Here is a 17,664-nt window from a genome sequence, read left to right as displayed (position 1 = left end):
GTGCCCTTAGCGTGCAGCCGCGTCATAATTTCAGGAAATCAGCCCATGTTCGGTGGCCTCGCCAAATCCTTGTTCGGTTCGTCCAACGACCGGTACGTCAAGTCGCTCAATCCGATCCTCGCCAAGATCGCCTCGTTCGAGCCGTCGCTCCAGGCGATGTCCGACGAGGAGCTCTCCGCGCAGACCGTCAAGTTCCGCGCGCGGCTCGCCGAGGGCGAGAAGCTCGACGACTTGCTCCCGGAGGCGTTCGCGACGGTCCGTGAAGCGGCGCACCGCGTGCTCGGCCAGCGTCACTACGACGTGCAGATGGTCGGCGGCATCGTCCTCCACCGTGGCGAGATCGCCGAGATGCGGACCGGCGAGGGCAAGACGCTCGTCGCCACGCTCGCGACCTATCTCAACGCGCTCCCCGGCGACGGCGTCCACGTCGTCACCGTCAACGATTACCTCGCGGCGCGCGACGCGGAGTGGATGGGGCAGGTCTATACCTTCCTCGGCATGACGATCGGCGTCATCATCCCCAACCTGTCCGACGAGGAACGCCGCGCCGCGTACGCAGCCGACATCACCTACGGCACGAACAACGAGTTCGGGTTCGACTATCTGCGCGACAACATGAAGTACGAGCGCAGCGCGATGACGCAGCGCGCGTTCAACTTCGCGGTGGTCGACGAGGTCGATTCGGTGCTGATCGACGAAGCGCGGACGCCGCTGATCATCTCCGGCCCGACCGACGACAAGTCCGAGCTGTACATGCAGGTCGACGCGGTCGTGAAGCAGCTCGATCCCGCCGACTACGACAAGGACGAGAAGCAGAAGACGATCATCCTGACCGAGGACGGCACCGAGAAGGTCGAGCGGATGCTCGAGGCGGCGGGGCTGCTCGAAGGGCAGAACCTGTACGACTTCGAGAACACGCAGGTCGTGCATCACCTCAATCAGGCACTGCGCGCGATCGTGATGTTCAAGTCGGACATCGATTACATCGTCAAGGACGGCAAGGTCATCATCATCGACGAGTTCACCGGTCGCATGATGGACGGCCGGCGCTGGTCGGACGGCCTGCACCAGGCGGTCGAGGCGAAGGAGGGCGTCCAGATCGAGCCCGAGAACCAGACGATGGCCTCGATCACGTTCCAGAACTATTTCCGCATGTACCCCAAGATCGGCGGCATGACCGGCACCGCGGCGACCGAGGCGGCCGAATTCTATGACATCTACAAGATCAACGTCGTCAGCATCCCGACCAACGTCGAGGTGAAGCGCGTCGACGAGGAAGACGAGTTCTACAAGGACACCAAGGACAAGTTCGCGGCGATCGCCAAGAAGATCAAGCATCACGCCGACCTCGGCCAGCCGGTGCTGGTCGGCACCGTGTCGATCGAGAAGTCGGAGATGCTGAGCGAGTTCCTGGTCGGCGAGAACGTCGACCACAAGGTGCTCAACGCGCGCTTCCACGAGATGGAGGCGCACATCGTCGCACAGGCCGGACGCAAGTCGGCGGTGACGATCGCGACCAACATGGCGGGCCGCGGCACCGACATCAAACTCGGCGGCAACCTCGAATTCCGCATGCTCGACGAGCATCCCGAACTGGTCGAGGGCACGCCCGAGTATGACGAGGCGGCGGCGCGGATCACGATCGAGATCGAGGCTGAGAAGCAGGCGGTGCTCGCCGCGGGCGGTCTGTTCGTGCTCGGTACCGAGCGGCACGAGAGCCGGCGTATCGACAACCAGCTGCGCGGGCGTTCGGGTCGTCAGGGCGATCCGGGCCTGTCGCGCTTCTACCTGAGCCTCGACGACGATCTGCTCCGCATCTTCGGGCCGGACACGTTGTTCGCCAAGATGATGCGCAACAATATCGAGGACGGCGAGGCGATCGGCAGCAAGTGGCTGAGCAAGGCGATCGAGACCGCGCAGAAGAAGGTCGAGGCGCGCAATTACGACATCCGCAAGCAGGTCGTCGAATATGATGACGTGATGAACGAGCAGCGCAAGGTGATCTACGAGCAGCGTGCGGACATCATGGATGCCGATACGGTCGGCGATGTGGTGACCGACATGCGCGCGGAGACGGTCAATGTGATTGTCGGCGATGCGTGCCCGCCCAACTCGTATCCCGAGCAGTGGGACGTCGCGGGGATGAAGACGCGGCTCGCCGAGGTGATGAACCTGGAGCCGCCGATCGACGCTTGGCTGCTGGAGGAGTCGGTCGACCCCGAGGTGATCGAGGAGCGCGTCCGCGCGATGGCGGACGAGGCGATCGCGCAGAAGTCGGCGGATCTCGATGCGGAGACGTGGACGTCGGTCGAGAAGTCGATCCTGTTGCAGAATCTCGACCATCATTGGAAGGAGCATCTCGCGACGCTCGATGCGCTGCGTCAGGTCGTCCATCTGCGGGCCTATGCGCAGAAGACGCCGATCAACGAGTATAAGCAGGAGGCGTTCTCGCTGTTCCAGCGGATGCTCGAGACGATCCGCGAGGACGTGACCAAGACGATCGCGCACGCGCAGTTCCAGATGCAGGCGCCGGTCGGGCTGCCCGAGCTGCCGGACTTCATCACGACGCATTTCGACCCGTTCACGGGCGAGGACAACTCGAACGATTTCGATGCGGGCACGCGCGGCCACATCACCTCGACGATGCCGCCGTTGCAGATCCCTCAGCCGCAGGAAGCGGATATCGGCGAGGATCCGGCGAACTGGGAAGGCGTCGTCAGCCGCAACGCACCATGCCCCTGCGGGTCGGGACGCAAGTACAAGCAGTGTCACGGCGCCGTTTGATCGATTGACCACGGCTTGCGCGGAAGTTTGGCTGCTCCGCGCAAACTGTGATCACTCGTCATAAGGTTAGCGAAGATAGTCGGCCGCCGACCGCAATCGGCGTTTGGCGGCGATGGGAACATGAACGAAATCTCACGGAACATCAGCGTATTGCCGCGAGTATTTCCGGTCCTAACCCTGTTCTTCAAGGACCTGAGGCATGCGTTACATTTCCCTGATCGCACTTCCGTTGCTGGCCATGACGGCATCGCCAGCCTTGGCCAAAGGTTGTATTCGCGGTGCGGCAGCCGGCGGCGTCGGTGGCCATTTCGTTGGCAAGGGCCACGCGGTGATGGGCGCCGCGGTCGGTTGTGCCGTAGCGCATCATCACTATGCGAAGCAGGCAAGGGCCGAAAAGGCTCGCGCCCGGGCTCATGGCTGAGGTCTGCCAATGACTGAAATGTCCAAGTCGATAGGTAGCATGGCCTAGTCGTTTTGGATGGCGCATCAATAACGACGCACTGTCCGGTGACCGGTACGGTGCGTCGTCTGACTTTATGCCTGCCCGTCGTGGCATGCCGGTCTCAGCCCGCTGCACGATTGATGCTCTGGGTCGGATCCGTGTGCTTGCCAATGCACACAGCGCGATGACGGCAACGTTAAGCGATCCGTGACTTTAACACCGCGACGAAACGGTCGAGCCGACACGGCGCCGCACAGCCCGGAACCGCGAGCGGTGTCGCGATGACCTCCGGGCGCAGCGCACGGATCGCCGCGAGGGACTGTACACGGTAGTACAGGCGGACGAACCGTTCGCCGGATCGTGGATCGCGCAACCGTTCGATCACTATCGCACCGCCCGGAGCGACGTCGTTGCGAGCAAAGCCGGGGGCATCGAGAGCGACGTGCAGCGCGGCGGCCAGCGCAGTGACGTTGGTATCGTGGCCGATCATCACATCGAGACGCGGCGCGCGAGCGGCGGTCAGCGTATCGATGATCCGATGGCCGAGCGGCGATGCCTGGTGCGCCGCCATATAGGGTGACCGCGTGAACACGTCGAACAGCGCGGCATGAAGGGCGCCGAGCCGCGCGATCGTCGCGGGATCGGCGCGTCCCCATCCAACCGCACGACGCGGCATGCCCTCGGAGTCTTCCAGCAGGAGGACCTGCGCGATACCCGACACTGCCCGGATCGGCCCGGATAGTTCGATCCCACGGCGATCGGTCGACGCGACCAGCGACGGCGGGTCGACCGGGCTGCATGCGCCATGACCGCATCCCAGCACGGTGTCGAGCAACGCAAGGGCTGGGCGGTGACGCGCGACGAGCGCGGCCATTCCACCGGTGTAGCGGTCGATCGAGGCGATTGCCTGGCTGGGGCTAAAGGCGGTCGCGCCGGCGGCCAGTGGTTCGAAGATCGGATCGGTCCGATCTTCGCGAAGGTGGCCTACGGTCAATCGACAATCGGGCGCGAACCCCTGCGCATACGCCTCTCCACTGGCGATCGTCCGGCTGGCCGTGTTGGTCCAGATCCGAACCGTAGCTGCGGCTGGACACCGCGTGAGCGCGAGCGACGCGAGCCAGCGACGATCATGGCGCGCGAGCAACTCGATTGCGGAAGCGCCGTGCGGTGTCAGCTGGCCTTCGGGAACGGGCCAGTTCGGCCAGGGCTGGGCGGTGCGCGTCGTCACCGGCACTTCGCCCGAGAGCGGCGCGCGGACGCCGTGCCGCATCACCATCACGACTCGTTCGAGGCGCAAGCCGCTGGGAACCGGGTGTGCCTGGGTCATGGTCGGTATGGCCGACAGCAGGGCGAGCGCCGTACAAAAACTGGACAACGAGGGACGAATAGCACGCATTGAGGAAGTCCTGGTTTGACATGAGACGGCAGCCGCCGATCGCGCTGTACGCGCACCCCTTTTCACCGGCGTGACACCATCCTCGTCTCTTTCAGGGCCGATCCCGATACGGCGAGCCGCACCCGATGACGATCGGATGGGAACATACCCCGGCCGCTGGGCGCATACCGCGATAGCGCTTTCCAACACGCGCCCAACCACCTAAGCGACAGACATCCCCGGGGGGCCGCTTATGCGCGGCTGAGAGGTGGGCTGCAGCCCATGACCCGCTGAACCTGATCCGGCTTATACCGGCGTAGGGAGGGTCTGCGGCTGGCCCGTCGTCCCTCCGATTGGAGTGGACGTGACGTTTTTCAGTGCTGGTTTTGTTGTGACTTCCGCCGGGCGAGAGTGCCGGCTTTTGGGGCGGGTCGCGTTGACCCTGTCGGCGACCCTCGTGGCATCGTCGGCCGGGGCGCAAGTCGCACCCGATCCAGTCGAACCGGCCGAGATTCGCGTCGTCGGCAAACCGGATCCTGCCGGTCTGCTCCCTGACCAGAGCGTGCCGCGCGCGCAGAGCGCGATCTCCGCCGACTTCATCGTCAAGCAGGCGCCGACGCTCAACGCGTTCCAGCTTGTGACGCTGCTGCCCGGCGCGAACGTCGCGTCGAGCGATCCGTACGGCCTGTCGACGAGCTCAAGCCTGACGTTGCGCGGTCTCGGCCAGGACGAGATCGGCGTGCTGATGGAAGGCGCGCCGCAAAACGACATCGGCTATTATTATGCCTATCCGTCGCAGTTTGCGGACCCCGAGAATTTGAGGCGCATCTCGCTCGCGCAAGGGTCGGTCGATATCGATTCCCCGACGCTCGGCGGGGCCGGCGGGCTATTGTCGCTCGCGCTCGACGATCCGAAAGCGCGTCCCGGTGCGCTCGTCGACCTGTCGCTCGGCAGCTACGCGGCGCGGCGGGGGTTCTTCCGTGTCGATAGCGGTACGATCGGCAATACCGGGCTGAAGGCGTTCCTGTCCTATTCGAACACCCGCGCGGACAATTGGCGGGGTGCCGGCTATGACACGCGCCAGCATATCGACGCGAAAATCCTGAACGAATGGGGTGCCGGCAACCGTGCCAGCCTCGCGCTGTCGTATAATGACGCGAACTCGTCGAGCTATCCGAGCCCGACGCTGGCCGAGTGGAACGCGCAGGGCCGCAGCTTCAACTACGACAAGCGCTACACGGCGGGGAACACCAACTATTGGCGCCTGTACCGCGCGCCGTTCCGCAACCTCTACGCCTCCGCGCCGGTGCATCTGGCGCTGACCGACCGGCTTGCGCTCGACACCACCACCTATCTCCAGTTCGGCTATGGCAACTCGCCCTACGGGACGCAGTTGACCACCGAGGGAAACTTCCTCGGCACCGAGGAACTGACACAGCCGATCGCATTGCCCGGCGCGGTCGACGGCGTGGCGACGGTGCTCGGCAATTACACCGGTGACCAGATGCGCGTCGGCAACGTCAGCAAGCTGACGCTCAAGTCCGGCATGCACACGCTCACCGCCGGGCTCTGGTTCGACTACGGCACCGATCGCGTCACGCAGTCCTACACGTCGATCGACGCGGACGGGCAGCCGTTCGACCGCTGGGGCTATCGTGCCAAGGCGATCCGCACCGCTGACGGCCGCCTGCTGGCCTATGAGAACCAGCGCACCGTGACGGTAACAAAGGGCTTCTTCCTCGCCGACAGCATCGCGCTGACGCCGCGGCTGACGATCGACGCCGGGTTCAAGGGCGTGAACGTGCTGCGCAACGGCCGCAATTACCTCCCCGGCCCGCAGGACAAGGTGCGCAACGACAGCTTCGCCGCATTGCCGCGCGCCGCGATCCACTACCGGATCGACGATCGCCAGCAGCTGTTCGCCAACATCACTACCAACTTCCGCACGCCCAACGAGTTCACGCTCTACAACAGCTATTACGGTGGCGAAGTCGTCGTGCAGGGCACCAACGCGCTCAAGAACGAATATTCGGTCTCGCAGGAAATCGGTTATCGCTTCATCGGGGAACAGCTCTCCGCGTCGGTGACCGGCTTCCACTACAAGTTCCGCAACCGCCAGCTCGCGACCGTGATCGACCAGGGCGGCGCGCAGGTGAATGCCACCCTCAACGCCGGCGGCCAGACCTCGTACGGCGTCGATGCGGAGATCGACTACCGACCGGTCGCAGGCGTCAGCTTGTACCTTTCCGGCGAATATCTGCACGCGCGGATCGACGACGACCTGCCCGTCGGGGCGGACTTCCTGCCGACCAGGGGCAAGCATGCGGTCTCCAGCCCGACCGTCCAGTTCGGCGCAGGCGGGATCTATGATGACGGCTGGTTCTTCGGCAGCGTCGCGTCGAAATATATCGGCCGGCAATATGCGAGCTTCATGAACGACGAAGCGATCAAGGGCTATGCGACGCTCGACCTGTCGGTCGGCATGCACCTGGCGGACTGGCTCGACGGCAAGCGCACCGACCTGCGCGTCAACGCGATCAACGTCACCGATCCGCACGTCCTCGCCGGCGTCCAGTCGGTTAGCACCAACGCGCAGGACACGATCGGCCGCAACGGCACGGTCATCGCCGGTTCGCCGCCCGCTTATTATGTCGGGAGCGGCGCGGCGGTCATGGCGACGATCTCGCGGGCGTTCTGAGGTGGCGACGCAGCCTGCGCATCTGGTCCACGGCATGGGCACCGCGATGGAGGCGCCGACCTGGCCCGCCATCACCGCCGACGAGGCCGGGGCGGTGATTGCGGGCTTTCCGGCGGCGGGGCGGATGACGGGGCTGCACTGGCATTCCCCGCGGCCGTTCTCCGCCGCGACGCTGGTACACACGACCACCGGCACATTCTTGTTGAAGCGCCATCATCGCAACGTCCGCACGGTCGAAGGGCTTGCCGAGGAACACGCGTTCATCGCGCACCTTGCGGGTGCTGGCGTATCGGTGCCTGAGGTGATGGCGACCGCGGACGGTGCGACGGCGGTGGCGAGCGGCGCCTGGTCGTACGAACTGCACCGCGCGGCGCCGGGTGTGGACCTGTACCGCGACAGCCTGTCCTGGACGCCGTTCGCCGCGCGCGCGCATACCCATGCGGCAGGGGTGGCGCTCGCGACGCTGCACGAGGCGGCGCGCGGTTTCGCTGCCCCGGCGCGCCGCCGTCAGCCGTTGGTTGCAAGCTTTACGATCCTGCCCGCCGCCGATCCGCTCGCCGCGGCCGAAGCCTATGTTGCGGCTCGCCCCGCGCTGGCCGCGTTCTTGAACGTCAAGCCTTGGCGACGCGAACTCGGGCAGCTCTTTGAAAGCTTGGGGCAGGGGCTCGCGCCGTTGCTTGCCGACCAAATGCCGTTGTGGACGCATAACGACTGGCACCCGTCCAACCTGCTTTGGGCAGAAGACGGCAGTGTCGAAACCGTATTCGACTTCGGACTCGCCGATCGCACCTGCGCGGTCCACGACATCGCGACCGCGATCGAGCGCACCGCCGTTCGCTGGCTCGAGCTGGGGCAGGGGACGGACCACATCGGCGATCCGGCGGCAGCACTCGCGCTGCTCGCCGGCTATGTCACGATCGCGCCGCTCGGCCGCGCTGATGTCGAGGCGATCGTCCGCCTGTTGCCGCTCGTCCACCTCGAGTTCGCTTTGTCGGAGATCGAGTATTTCGCCGCGGTCGTCGAAGACCCCACGTCCGCTGCACTGGCGTGGGATGAGTATCTGATCGGTCACGCCGCGTGGTTCCAGTCCGCTCCGGGCCGGGGCTTCCTCCGCGCGATCGAAGCCGGAGCACTTTCTCGATGACCGCGTTCGAGATCGTCGCGGTCGCGGTCAGCGCCACGGGTATCTGGCTGACCGCCACGCGTCGGATGCTGTGCTGGCCGGTCAACCTCATCGCCTGCGCGCTGTATTTCAAGCTGTTCCTCGACGTCCGGCTCTACGCCGACATGGTTCTGCAAGCGCTGTTCGGGCTCGCGATCCTGTACGGCTGGGTCGCCTGGACCCGCGGCAAGGACGCTGCTGGTGACGTCGTCGTGGCGCCGCTCCGCCCTGCGCAGGCACTCGCCGGTCTCGTTGCGGGCGCGCTGGGCGCTGTCGCAATCGGGTGGTTCACGAGCCGCTATACCAACGCCGCGCTGCCGTGGATGGACGCCGCGCTCAGCAGTTTCAGCCTGGTCGCGCAATATTGGACCGCGCGCCGCCACGCCGCGAGCTGGCTGCTCTGGATCGGTGTGGACGGTTTGTACGTCGGAATGTTTCTCGTCAAAGGGCTGGTGCCGACTGCAGGGCTGTATGCAGCGATGATCGTGCTTGCCGTCATCGGGTACAGGCAATGGCGACGGGCCGAAACCATAGGGCCGGCTGCCGCTTGATGGCCCCCACTTGATAGCGGTTGCCGCCGAGGTTGCCTGACGACCTCGTGCATGCTCTACCTACTCCGACAAATAGGATAGTCTGGAGAGGATGTCGCGATGATCGACCCATGTCACGCCGGGTATGCGCGTCGCCACGTCCTGACCGGCGTCGGCAAGGCGGCGTTGGTGGCGGGATTGTCGGCAGGCCAAGTGTCCGTGCTGGACGCCGCCAGGCCGTCCTCGTTGGCGAGCACGCTCCCGTTGCCGATAGCGCGGCTCGTGCCGTTCGACATGGCTGACGTGACGCTCGGTGACGGCCCATTCCTGCATGCACAGCACAAGACGTTGGCCTATCTGCTGACGCTCCAGCCCGACCGCTTGCTGCACAATTTCCGCGTGAATGCCGGGCTGCCGCCCAAGGCCCCGGTCTATGGCGGGTGGGAGTCGGATCCAATTTGGGCGGATATCAATTGTCATGGCCATACGCTCGGCCATTATCTGTCGGCGTGTGCGCTGGCCTATCGATCGACCGGGGACGCGCGGTTCAAGACGAGGATCGACCATATCGCGCGCGAACTTGGCGCGTGTCAGGTGGCATCGGGCACAGGGCTGGTCTGTGCCTTTCCCGACGGTCCCGCCGTGGTGGCAGCGCATTTGCGCGGCGAAGCGATTACCGGTGTGCCCTGGTACGCTCTGCACAAGGTCTATGCGGGGCTGCGCGACGCCGCGTGTCTGGCCGACAGCGACACCGCACGTACCGTCCTGGTGCGGCTCGCCGATTGGGCCGTGGTCGCGAGCCGGCCATTGAGCCCGGCGCAGTTCGAGACGATGCTCGACACCGAGCATGGCGGCATGAACGAAGTGTTCGCCGACCTTTACGCGATGACCGGTACGCCCGACTATCTCCTGATGGCGGAGCGGTTTTCGCATAAGGCGATCCTCACGCCGCTAAGCCAGCACCGCGATCATCTCGACGGACTGCACGCCAACACGCAGGTCCCTAAGGTCATCGGCTTTCACCGCGTCTGGGAGATCACGGGCAAGCCCGAATATCGCGACGCCGCGGCGTTTTTCTGGAAGACGGTAGCGCTGACCCGGTCGTTTGCTACAGGTGGGCACGGCGACAACGAGCATTTCTTTCCGGTGGCGGATTTCGCCAAACACGTGTTTTCCGCAAAGGGATCGGAGACGTGCTGCCAGCATAATATGCTGAAACTGACGCGTGCGCTGTTCCTGCAAGATCCGCAGGCGGGCTACGCCGATTACTATGAGCGCACGCTCTATAACGGCATCCTTGCGTCGCAGGATCCGGATAGCGGCATGGCGACGTATTTCCAGGGTGCGCGGCCCGGTTACATGAAGTTGTATCACGCGCCCGAAACCGCATTCTGGTGCTGCACCGGCACGGGAATGGAGAACCACGTCAAATATCGCGACTCGATCTATTTCCACGACGATCGCGCGCTGTACGTGAATTTGTTCGTGCCGTCGGCGGTCCGGTGGAGAGATCGGGACGCGGTGCTGACGCAGACGACCGCGTTCCCGGAGTCTCCGACGACGATCCTCCGCTGGACGGTAAAACGCCCGACCGAGGTCGCGCTCAAGCTACGTCATCCAGGCTGGAGCCGCGCGGCGGTCGTCCTGGTCAATGGCGTCGAGGCGCTGCGCTCCACCATCCCCGGTCGCTACCTCGAGATCGTCCGCGTCTGGCGGAACGACGACACGGTGGAACTGCGTCTGGACATGCATCCGGTCGCCGAGCGCTCGCCGGCCGCCCCGGATATCGTCGCATTCACCGTCGGTCCGCTGGTACTGGCCGGTGCGTTCGGGCGAGACGGGCTTGCGCCGGGCGCGGACATCATCGTCAACGAGCGTAAATATGGCGATTACAATGCAGCGCCGTTCACGCCACCGACGCTCGCCGGCGATCCCGCGACGCTGGCGAACGCGATCCGCGCTAGCCATCGTCCACTCGAGTTCACGATCCCCTCCGCCGACGGCCAACCGGTTCGCCTGATCCCGTATCACCGCATCGCCCACGAGCGCTACGCAACCTATTGGCAAGTCCAGCCGGCGCCGGCCAGACCCGAGGCCAGATTCACAGTTTTCGACAGCGGTTGAACCGATGCCGGCACGGCGCGTAACAAGATTACCGTACGTAACGTTACTGTCGCGAAACGTTCGCTCAAATGACGCAGACGATACCTAGTGGCGCCGGGGGTGGCAGCGTCGCCACGGGGAAAAATCAACGATGCATATGGTCAAAGGTCTGTTGCTGGCCTCGGTTCCGCTTATCCTGACGCCCGGTGTTGCCACCGCGCAGGCACAAGAGCGCGTGGACGCGGCCTCACAAACATCCCCCTCGACGGATGCAACGACCCAAGAGAATGGCGAGATCGTCGTCACCGGCAGCTACGCACGCAGCCTGCGCGCCGCGACCGAGACGAAGCGTCGTGCCGATTACGGCGTCGACTCGGTCAATTCGACCGACATAGGCAAGTTCCCGGCGCAGAACGTCGCGGAGGCGCTGCAGGTGATCCCCGGCGTAACGATCACCCGTCCGCGCGGCGAGGGTCTGTACGTCAGCGTCCGCGGGCTTGGGCCGCAGTTCCAGAGCACGTTGCTCAACGGCAGCACGGTCGCGCTGAACGACCTGATCGAGAATGGCGGCGCGAACGGCCGCCAGTTCCGCTTCGAGATGCTGCCCGCCGAATTCACCTCGAGCATCGACGTCGTCAAGACGCCGACCGCGAACATGACCGAGGGTGCGCTGGGCGGGAACATCGACGTCAAGACGTTCCACCCGCTCGACGTCGGCAACAAGACCACGGTCAATCTGCGCGGCACCTATACGAGCCAGACCGACAAGGTGAAGCCGAACGCGACGGTCATCACCAGCGCGACCAACGCCAGCGGCACGTTCGGCATCCTCGCGGGCGCGCAATATTGGCAAAAGGCGGTGCGCAACGATCGCTTCCTGAACTTCGGCTGGAATCTGGACAAGTTCACCGCGCCTGCGTCGGGGGGGCTCGCGACCGGACTCTACACGCCGACGCGCACGCGCCCAACGATCGAGACCGAGGATCGCAAGCGGATTTCGGGCATGGTCTCCGCGCAGTGGAAGCCGAGTGCCGAGTTCGAAACGACGCTCGATATCCTCGCGACCCGGCTCGACGTCGCCTATGACGAATTCGGCCTCGACATCTATCCGGACGACGCGAGCGTCGCGGGGCATCGCCCGGTGATCGTCCCCGGCAGCGTCAAGCTCGACGGCGATACGGTGGTCGGCGCGACGATCAACGACGTGCGGTTCATGGCATCGCGCGAATACAGCCTCAATCGCCACGACCTGCTCAACATCGGCCTGCGACAGACCTGGGATTCGGATGCCTGGCACGCATCGGGTGCGGTGAACTGGTCGAGTGCGCACAGCTATCACCCGAACTATAACGAAGGCACGGTACGCAGCCGCGCGATCTTCTTCGCGCCGCTGACCTATGATGCGTCCGCCGGGTACAAGACGATCCCGACTTTCACGACCACGACCGATGCGACCAACCCGGCCAATTACCAGCTCTACCAGTTCAACATTGCGCCCAAGGACAGCAAGGACTGGGATTTCTACACCCGCGCCGATCTGTCGCATGATTTCGACGGGTTCATCACGAAGCTCGCGGCGGGTGGCGAGTATCACTGGCGCAAGCGCGATTATTTCCGCCGCGATTTCAACGTCAATCCGGCCGCCAACACGCCGCTGTCCAGCCTCGGTACGGGCGCCTACGAGCAATTGCCGTACGACGATTTCCTGAAGGGCGTCTCGGGCAACACGCTGCGTACATTCCTGGTGCCCGTCACGCAGGCCTATCTCGACGCTTTCTTCACCCCCGCGGTGCAGAATTCGCCGCTGACCGCGGGCGATCTACGCTCGTCATTCGTCGTGAAGGAGAAGATCTGGGGTGCGTATGCGCGGGCCGATTACGGCTTCGACGTCGGTGCGGTGCCGGTCACCGGCAATCTCGGCGTGCGCTATGTCCACACCGATCAGATCGCGAGCGGCACGCTGACGACGGGCAATGTCGCGACGCCGGCGAGCTTTCCCAAGACGTTCAACAACTGGCTACCGAGCTTCAACCTCCGCGCCGAACTGACGCATGACCTGGTCGGGCGTCTTGCCGCGAGCCGCGTGCTGACCCGCCCGAACGTCACCGACAGCGCACCGCGGATCACCGTGTCGACCGATGCGCCGACCGCGAGCGGCGGCAACCCGCAACTCGTACCGTTCCTCGCGACGCAGTTCGACGGTTCGCTCGAATGGTATTTCAACCGCGCAGGGTCGCTGACGGGCGCAGTGTTCTACAAGGCGATGGACGATTACATCACGCAGCAGAACGTCAACATAGACATCCCCGGTCGCGGCACCGTGCTGTTATCGACGCAGGTCAACGGCGGCGATGCGAAGGTGTACGGCGTCGAGGCGGCGTACAATCAGGTGTTTACGTTCCTGCCGGCGCCGTTCGACGGGCTAGGCGTGCAGGCGTCCTATACGCACACCTCGGTCAAGGCGAGCTACACCGCCGGCGCGCGGCCGATCCGCGACGAGCTGATCGGGCTGTCGAAGAACAGCGCCAACATCACCGGCTTCTACGAAAAGGGACCGATCTCGACGCGGCTGTCGTACGTATGGCGCGACCGGTATCTGTCGGGTACCGGCAGCACGACGCAGGCGCCGGTCTACACCGCGCCGTTCGGATCGCTCGACGGCAATATCTCGGTCAAAGCGAGCGACCGGGTGACGTTCAGCCTGGAAGGCATCAACCTGTCGGGCGCGCATCTCTATACGTATAACGACGACGAGAACCGCTTCGGCGAGATCAACTATTGGGGGCGGACCGTATTGTTCGGCGTGCGGGCAGAATTCTGATGCGGACCCTCGTACTCGCGGTGCTGTCGGTCGGTCTGTCGATCAGTGGCTCGACCCAGGCCGCCAAGCCCGCCGGTCCATCGGGGCAGGGGCCGGCGCGGATGAACGATATCCAGGTCGTCGGCTCGCACAACAGCTTCAAGGCCAAGATCCCCGATGCGGTGATGGCCGAGCTGCGGCGGCGGGATCCGAAGACTGCGGCGGCGCTCGATTATTATCATCTGCCGCTGGCCGCACAGCTCGATCGCGGCGTGCGGCAGCTGGAGATCGACATCTTCGCGGATCCGCAAGGCGGTCGCTATGCCGATCCGAAGGGCGAGCGGCTCGCACGGGCGGCGGGGGAAAAGACCGCGTTCGATCGCGCGGCCATGCTGCGCCCGGGGTACAAGGTGTTCCACGTTCCCGACATCGACTATATCTCGACCTGCGTGACGTTGCAGCGTTGCCTCGGCGAAGTGAATGCCTGGTCGCGCGCGCACCCGCGCCATCTGCCGATTATGATCACGATCAACGCCGCCGATACGCAAGCGTCGCCGCAGGTCGCGGCACCGCTGCCGCTAGACGATGCCGCGCTGCTCGACTCGCTCGACCGTGAAATCCGCCAGGCGATACCGGGACGGCGGCTGATCGTGCCGGACGAGGTACGGGGCAATGCTGCGACGCTGGCGGCGGCCGTGCATAACATGGGCTGGCCCACGCTGGATGCTGCGCGCGGTCGGATCTACGTCCTGCTCGACGTCCGTCCGGCGGTCTCGAACGCGTATCGCGCGGGGCATCCGTCGCTGCAGGGGCGGGCGATGTTCGGCTGGTATCCCGACGGTGAACCCGAAAGCGCGATCCAGATCGTCCAGGATCCGTTGGTCGACGGCGCCCGCATCCGCGACTGGGTGAAGGCCGGCGTGATCGTCCGGACGCGGACCGACGCCAACACCGTCGAAGCGCGCACGCACGACATGACCAAGGCAAAGGCGGCGGCGGACAGCGGTGCGCAGGCGGTCAGTACCGACTATTATCCAGGCGCTCCCGACCCGCAGGGGTTCGGTTTCGCGGTGACACTGCCCGGTGGAGCGATGGCACGGTGCAATCCGGTGCTCGTCGCGGCGCCGTGCACGGTTGCGCCTTGAGGACCGCCGCTGCCGCGCTCTCGCCACCCTTTCGATGACCGTCTAAACGTCGGCTATCATGGAGGATAGCCGCGTGACGGTCGAACTATACGGAATTCCGAACTGCGACACGATGAAGAAGGCGCGGACCTGGCTCGACGCGCGCGGTGTCGCGTACGCCTTTCACGACTACAAGAAAGAGGGCGTCGCGGAGGACCGGCTAAGGCGTTGGATTGGTATCGCGGGCTGGGAGGTGGTGCTCAACCGCAGCGGCACGACGTTCCGCAAGCTGCCCGAATCCGAGCGCACAGATCTGGACGCAGATCGTGCGGTCGCGCTGATGCTCGCGCAGCCTTCGATGATCAAGCGCCCCGTGCTCGAAGCGGGGGAGACGCTGCTGGTAGGGTTCACGCCCGAGCGGTATGACGCGGCGGGGCTGGGTCACGCTTGAAGGAGTTTATAATGCCTGTTGCAACCTGGAATGGCCACGAGATTGCCCGGTCGGACGATACGGTCGTGGTCGAGGGCAATCATTATTTTCCCGCGGACAGCATCGACGCGGCGCTGCTGGCGGATAGCGCAACGCACTCGAACTGCCCGTGGAAGGGCGTCGCGAGCTACAAGACGCTGGTCGTCGACGGAAAACGCAACGTCGATGCGGTCTGGTATTATCCGACCCCGAAATCGGCCGCGGCGGAGATCGAGGGCCGCTACGCGTTCTGGAAGGGCGTGACGGTCGCCTGAGGCGCAATAGGACCGACGATCCTCCCCCTTGCGAGGGAGGCCCCTTGGGAGGGAGGCCCCTTGCGAGGGAGAATCGTCGGGTCCAATCAGATCGCGCCGGAGAACGTATCGCACTGCGCGGGGTCGCCGCTGTCCAGCCCGCGCTTCAACCACGTCTGGCGCTGCGCCGACGTTCCGTGCGTGAAGCTGTCCGGCACCACGCGGCCTTGCGATTGCTTCTGCAGCGTATCGTCGCCGATCGCCTGCGCCGCGGTCATGCCTTCCTCGATATCGCCTGCCTCGAGCCGCGACCGGTTCGCCGCTGCCCAAACGCCCGCATAGCAATCCGCCTGGAGTTCGAGCTTCACCGACAGCGCATTGCCCTCGGTCTCGCTGGCCTGACGCTGCGCCTGCTGGACCTGCGCATTGGTGCCGAGCAGCTTCTGGATGTGATGGCCGAACTCGTGCGCGATCACATAGTCCTGCGCGAAGTCGCCATTCGCCTTGAAGCGAGTCGACAACTCGTTGAAGAAGCTCGTGTCGAGATAGATGCCCTGATCGGTCGGGCAATAAAACGGCCCCATCGCCGATTGTGCCGCACCGCAGCCCGAACGGCCGTTGCCGTCGAAGAAGACGAGCTTGGGCGCTTCAAAACGCTGGCCGTTCTTCTGGAAGATCGCTTCCCAGGTGTTGTCCGCCGAACTGAACGCGTTGCACGCGGCCTTGCTCTCGGCATTCAGCGAACAGCTCGATTTCGTATCGGTGCCTGAACGCGGTCCGCTCTGGGTGGTCGGGGCGGAGGACTGGCCGCCACCAAGCAGGCCGCCGAGACCGCCCATGCCACCGAACACCGCCATCAGGATCAGCACGACGACGATCCCGCCACAGCCGAAGCGGCTGCCGATCATCGGCAACAGTCCCATCAGCAGCCCGCCACCGCCGCCGCCAAAGCCGCCGCCTCCGCCGCCCGACCCACGTTGGTCCTCGACGTTGATGTTCGGATCGTAATCGTCGAGCCGCATGAATATGCCCCTTTTCGTTTCTGCTTGGGAACGAAATGCGCAAGGTGGCGCTAGAGTTGCACGGCGGCCGAATCCGCTGCGCAAAGCGATTGGGGAGTGTGCATGTTCCTAAAGGGCAAGACCGCGGTCATCACCGGATCCACCTCGGGGATCGGGCTCGCTTATGCCAAGGCGTTTGCCGCCGAGGGCGCGGCGGTGATGCTCAACGGCTTCGGCGATGCGGACGCGATCGAGCGGGAGCGGGCGGCGTTGGCGGAAACCAGCGGTGCGCGCGCGCTGTACGATCCGGCCGACATGACCAAGCCCGATGAGATCGCGGCGATGGTCGAGCGGGCAGCGATCGAGACCGGCAGCGTCGACATCGTCGTCAACAACGCGGGCATCCAGCATGTCGCCGGGATCGCCGACTTCCCAATCGACAAGTTCGATGCGATCATCGCGATCAACCTGTCCTCGGCATGGCACATGATGCGCGCCGCGGTGCCGCACATGCGCGTGAAGGGCTGGGGCCGGATCATCTCGACCGCGTCGGCGCACTCGCTCGTCGCGAGCCCCAACAAGTCCGCCTATGTCATGGCCAAGCATGCGATCGCCGGCCTCACCAAGACGATCGCGCTGGAGACGGCGACCGACGGCATCACCGTCAACTGCATCTCGCCGGGCTATGTCTGGACGCCGCTGGTCGAGAACCAGATCCCCGATACGATGGCGGCGCGGGGGATGACGCGCGATCAGGTGATGAACGACGTCCTGCTCGCCGCGCAGCCGACCAAGGAATTCGTCACGCCCGAACAGGTGGCGGCGTTCGCGCTGTTCCTCTGCCGCGACGAAGCCAAGGCGATCACCGGCGCAAACCTGTCGATGGATGGTGGCTGGACCGCGGCCTGAGCGATCTGGCGGC

The 17,664-nt window shown here is 64.9% G+C and carries 13 protein-coding genes and 1 riboswitch; of the genes, 11 read left to right on the top strand and 2 right to left on the bottom strand.

All coding sequences use genetic code 11. The annotated features are described in order from the left end of the window. The first annotated feature begins 45 nt into the window (after positions 1–45). Both secA and C8J40_RS08715 read left to right on the top strand, forming a co-directional pair. Positions 46–2,784 (top strand): preprotein translocase subunit SecA, encoded by a 2,739-nt coding sequence (secA, locus tag C8J40_RS08720; protein ID WP_132896717.1) that lies wholly within the window; start codon positions 46–48, stop codon positions 2,782–2,784. A gap of 199 nt (positions 2,785–2,983) precedes the next feature. Further along, a complete protein-coding gene (locus C8J40_RS08715) occupies positions 2,984–3,205 on the top strand; it encodes a hypothetical protein (protein ID WP_132896716.1) in 222 nt (73 codons plus the stop codon). A 217-nt stretch (positions 3,206–3,422) separates the two neighbouring features. Here C8J40_RS08715 and C8J40_RS08710 read toward each other — a convergent pair whose 3' ends face one another. Further along, positions 3,423–4,553: a histidine-type phosphatase gene (locus C8J40_RS08710; RefSeq protein ID WP_165911395.1), complete on the bottom strand. Its 1,131-nt coding sequence runs from the start codon at positions 4,551–4,553 to the stop codon at positions 3,423–3,425. A gap of 278 nt (positions 4,554–4,831) precedes the next feature. Next, positions 4,832–4,941: riboswitch (TPP riboswitch) on the top strand. Positions 4,942–5,058: 117 nt separating this feature from the next. Between C8J40_RS08710 and C8J40_RS08705 the strand changes: the two genes are divergently transcribed. From C8J40_RS08705 to C8J40_RS08670, 8 genes are all read left to right on the top strand, one after another. Next, a complete protein-coding gene (locus tag C8J40_RS08705; protein WP_243693289.1) occupies positions 5,059–7,299 on the top strand; it encodes a TonB-dependent receptor in 2,241 nt (746 codons plus the stop codon). Position 7,300: 1 nt separating this feature from the next. After that, a complete protein-coding gene (locus tag C8J40_RS08700) occupies positions 7,301–8,443 on the top strand; it encodes a phosphotransferase (RefSeq protein WP_132896714.1) in 1,143 nt (380 codons plus the stop codon). Further along, positions 8,440–9,012 carry a nicotinamide riboside transporter PnuC gene (gene pnuC, locus C8J40_RS08695; RefSeq protein ID WP_132896713.1) on the top strand — a complete coding sequence of 191 codons (573 nt, stop codon included), beginning with the start codon at positions 8,440–8,442 and terminating at the stop codon, positions 9,010–9,012. Before C8J40_RS08700 ends, pnuC begins: the two co-directional genes overlap by 4 nt. A 99-nt stretch (positions 9,013–9,111) precedes the next feature. After that, a complete protein-coding gene (locus C8J40_RS08690; RefSeq protein ID WP_132896712.1) occupies positions 9,112–11,115 on the top strand; it encodes a glycoside hydrolase family 127 protein in 2,004 nt (667 codons plus the stop codon). Between the two features lie 130 nt (positions 11,116–11,245). Next, positions 11,246–13,915: a TonB-dependent receptor gene (locus C8J40_RS08685; protein WP_132896711.1), complete on the top strand. Its 2,670-nt coding sequence runs from the start codon at positions 11,246–11,248 to the stop codon at positions 13,913–13,915. Continuing rightward, on the top strand, positions 13,915–15,039 hold the full coding sequence (locus C8J40_RS08680; protein ID WP_132896710.1) for a Ca2+-dependent phosphoinositide-specific phospholipase C: 1,125 nt from the start codon (positions 13,915–13,917) through the stop codon (positions 15,037–15,039). The genes C8J40_RS08685 and C8J40_RS08680 overlap by 1 nt, the downstream gene beginning before the upstream one ends. Before the next feature lie 73 nt (positions 15,040–15,112). Next, complete coding sequence (locus tag C8J40_RS08675) at positions 15,113–15,469, top strand: ArsC family reductase (protein WP_132896709.1); 357 nt, start codon at positions 15,113–15,115, stop codon at positions 15,467–15,469. Positions 15,470–15,480: 11 nt separating this feature from the next. Beyond that, positions 15,481–15,762, top strand: a complete 282-nt coding sequence (locus C8J40_RS08670) for a DUF427 domain-containing protein (RefSeq protein WP_132896708.1) — start codon at positions 15,481–15,483, stop codon at positions 15,760–15,762. Positions 15,763–15,848: 86 nt separating this feature from the next. Here C8J40_RS08670 and C8J40_RS08665 read toward each other — a convergent pair whose 3' ends face one another. Next, positions 15,849–16,763 carry a neutral zinc metallopeptidase gene (locus C8J40_RS08665; RefSeq protein ID WP_132896707.1) on the bottom strand — a complete coding sequence of 305 codons (915 nt, stop codon included), beginning with the start codon at positions 16,761–16,763 and terminating at the stop codon, positions 15,849–15,851. 102 nt (positions 16,764–16,865) lie between these two features. Between C8J40_RS08665 and C8J40_RS08660 the strand changes: the two genes are divergently transcribed. Further along, positions 16,866–17,651, top strand: coding sequence for a 3-hydroxybutyrate dehydrogenase (locus tag C8J40_RS08660; RefSeq protein WP_132896706.1), 786 nt, complete (start codon positions 16,866–16,868; stop codon positions 17,649–17,651). The last annotated feature ends 13 nt before the right edge of the window (positions 17,652–17,664 follow it).

Origin of the sequence: Sphingomonas sp. PP-CC-3A-396 (assembly GCF_004343105.1) — a bacterium.
Taxonomy (GTDB): Bacteria; Pseudomonadota; Alphaproteobacteria; order Sphingomonadales; family Sphingomonadaceae; genus Sphingomonas.
The sequence above is the reverse complement of the archived record's forward strand: the minus strand, read 5'-3'. Positions and strand labels throughout refer to the sequence as shown.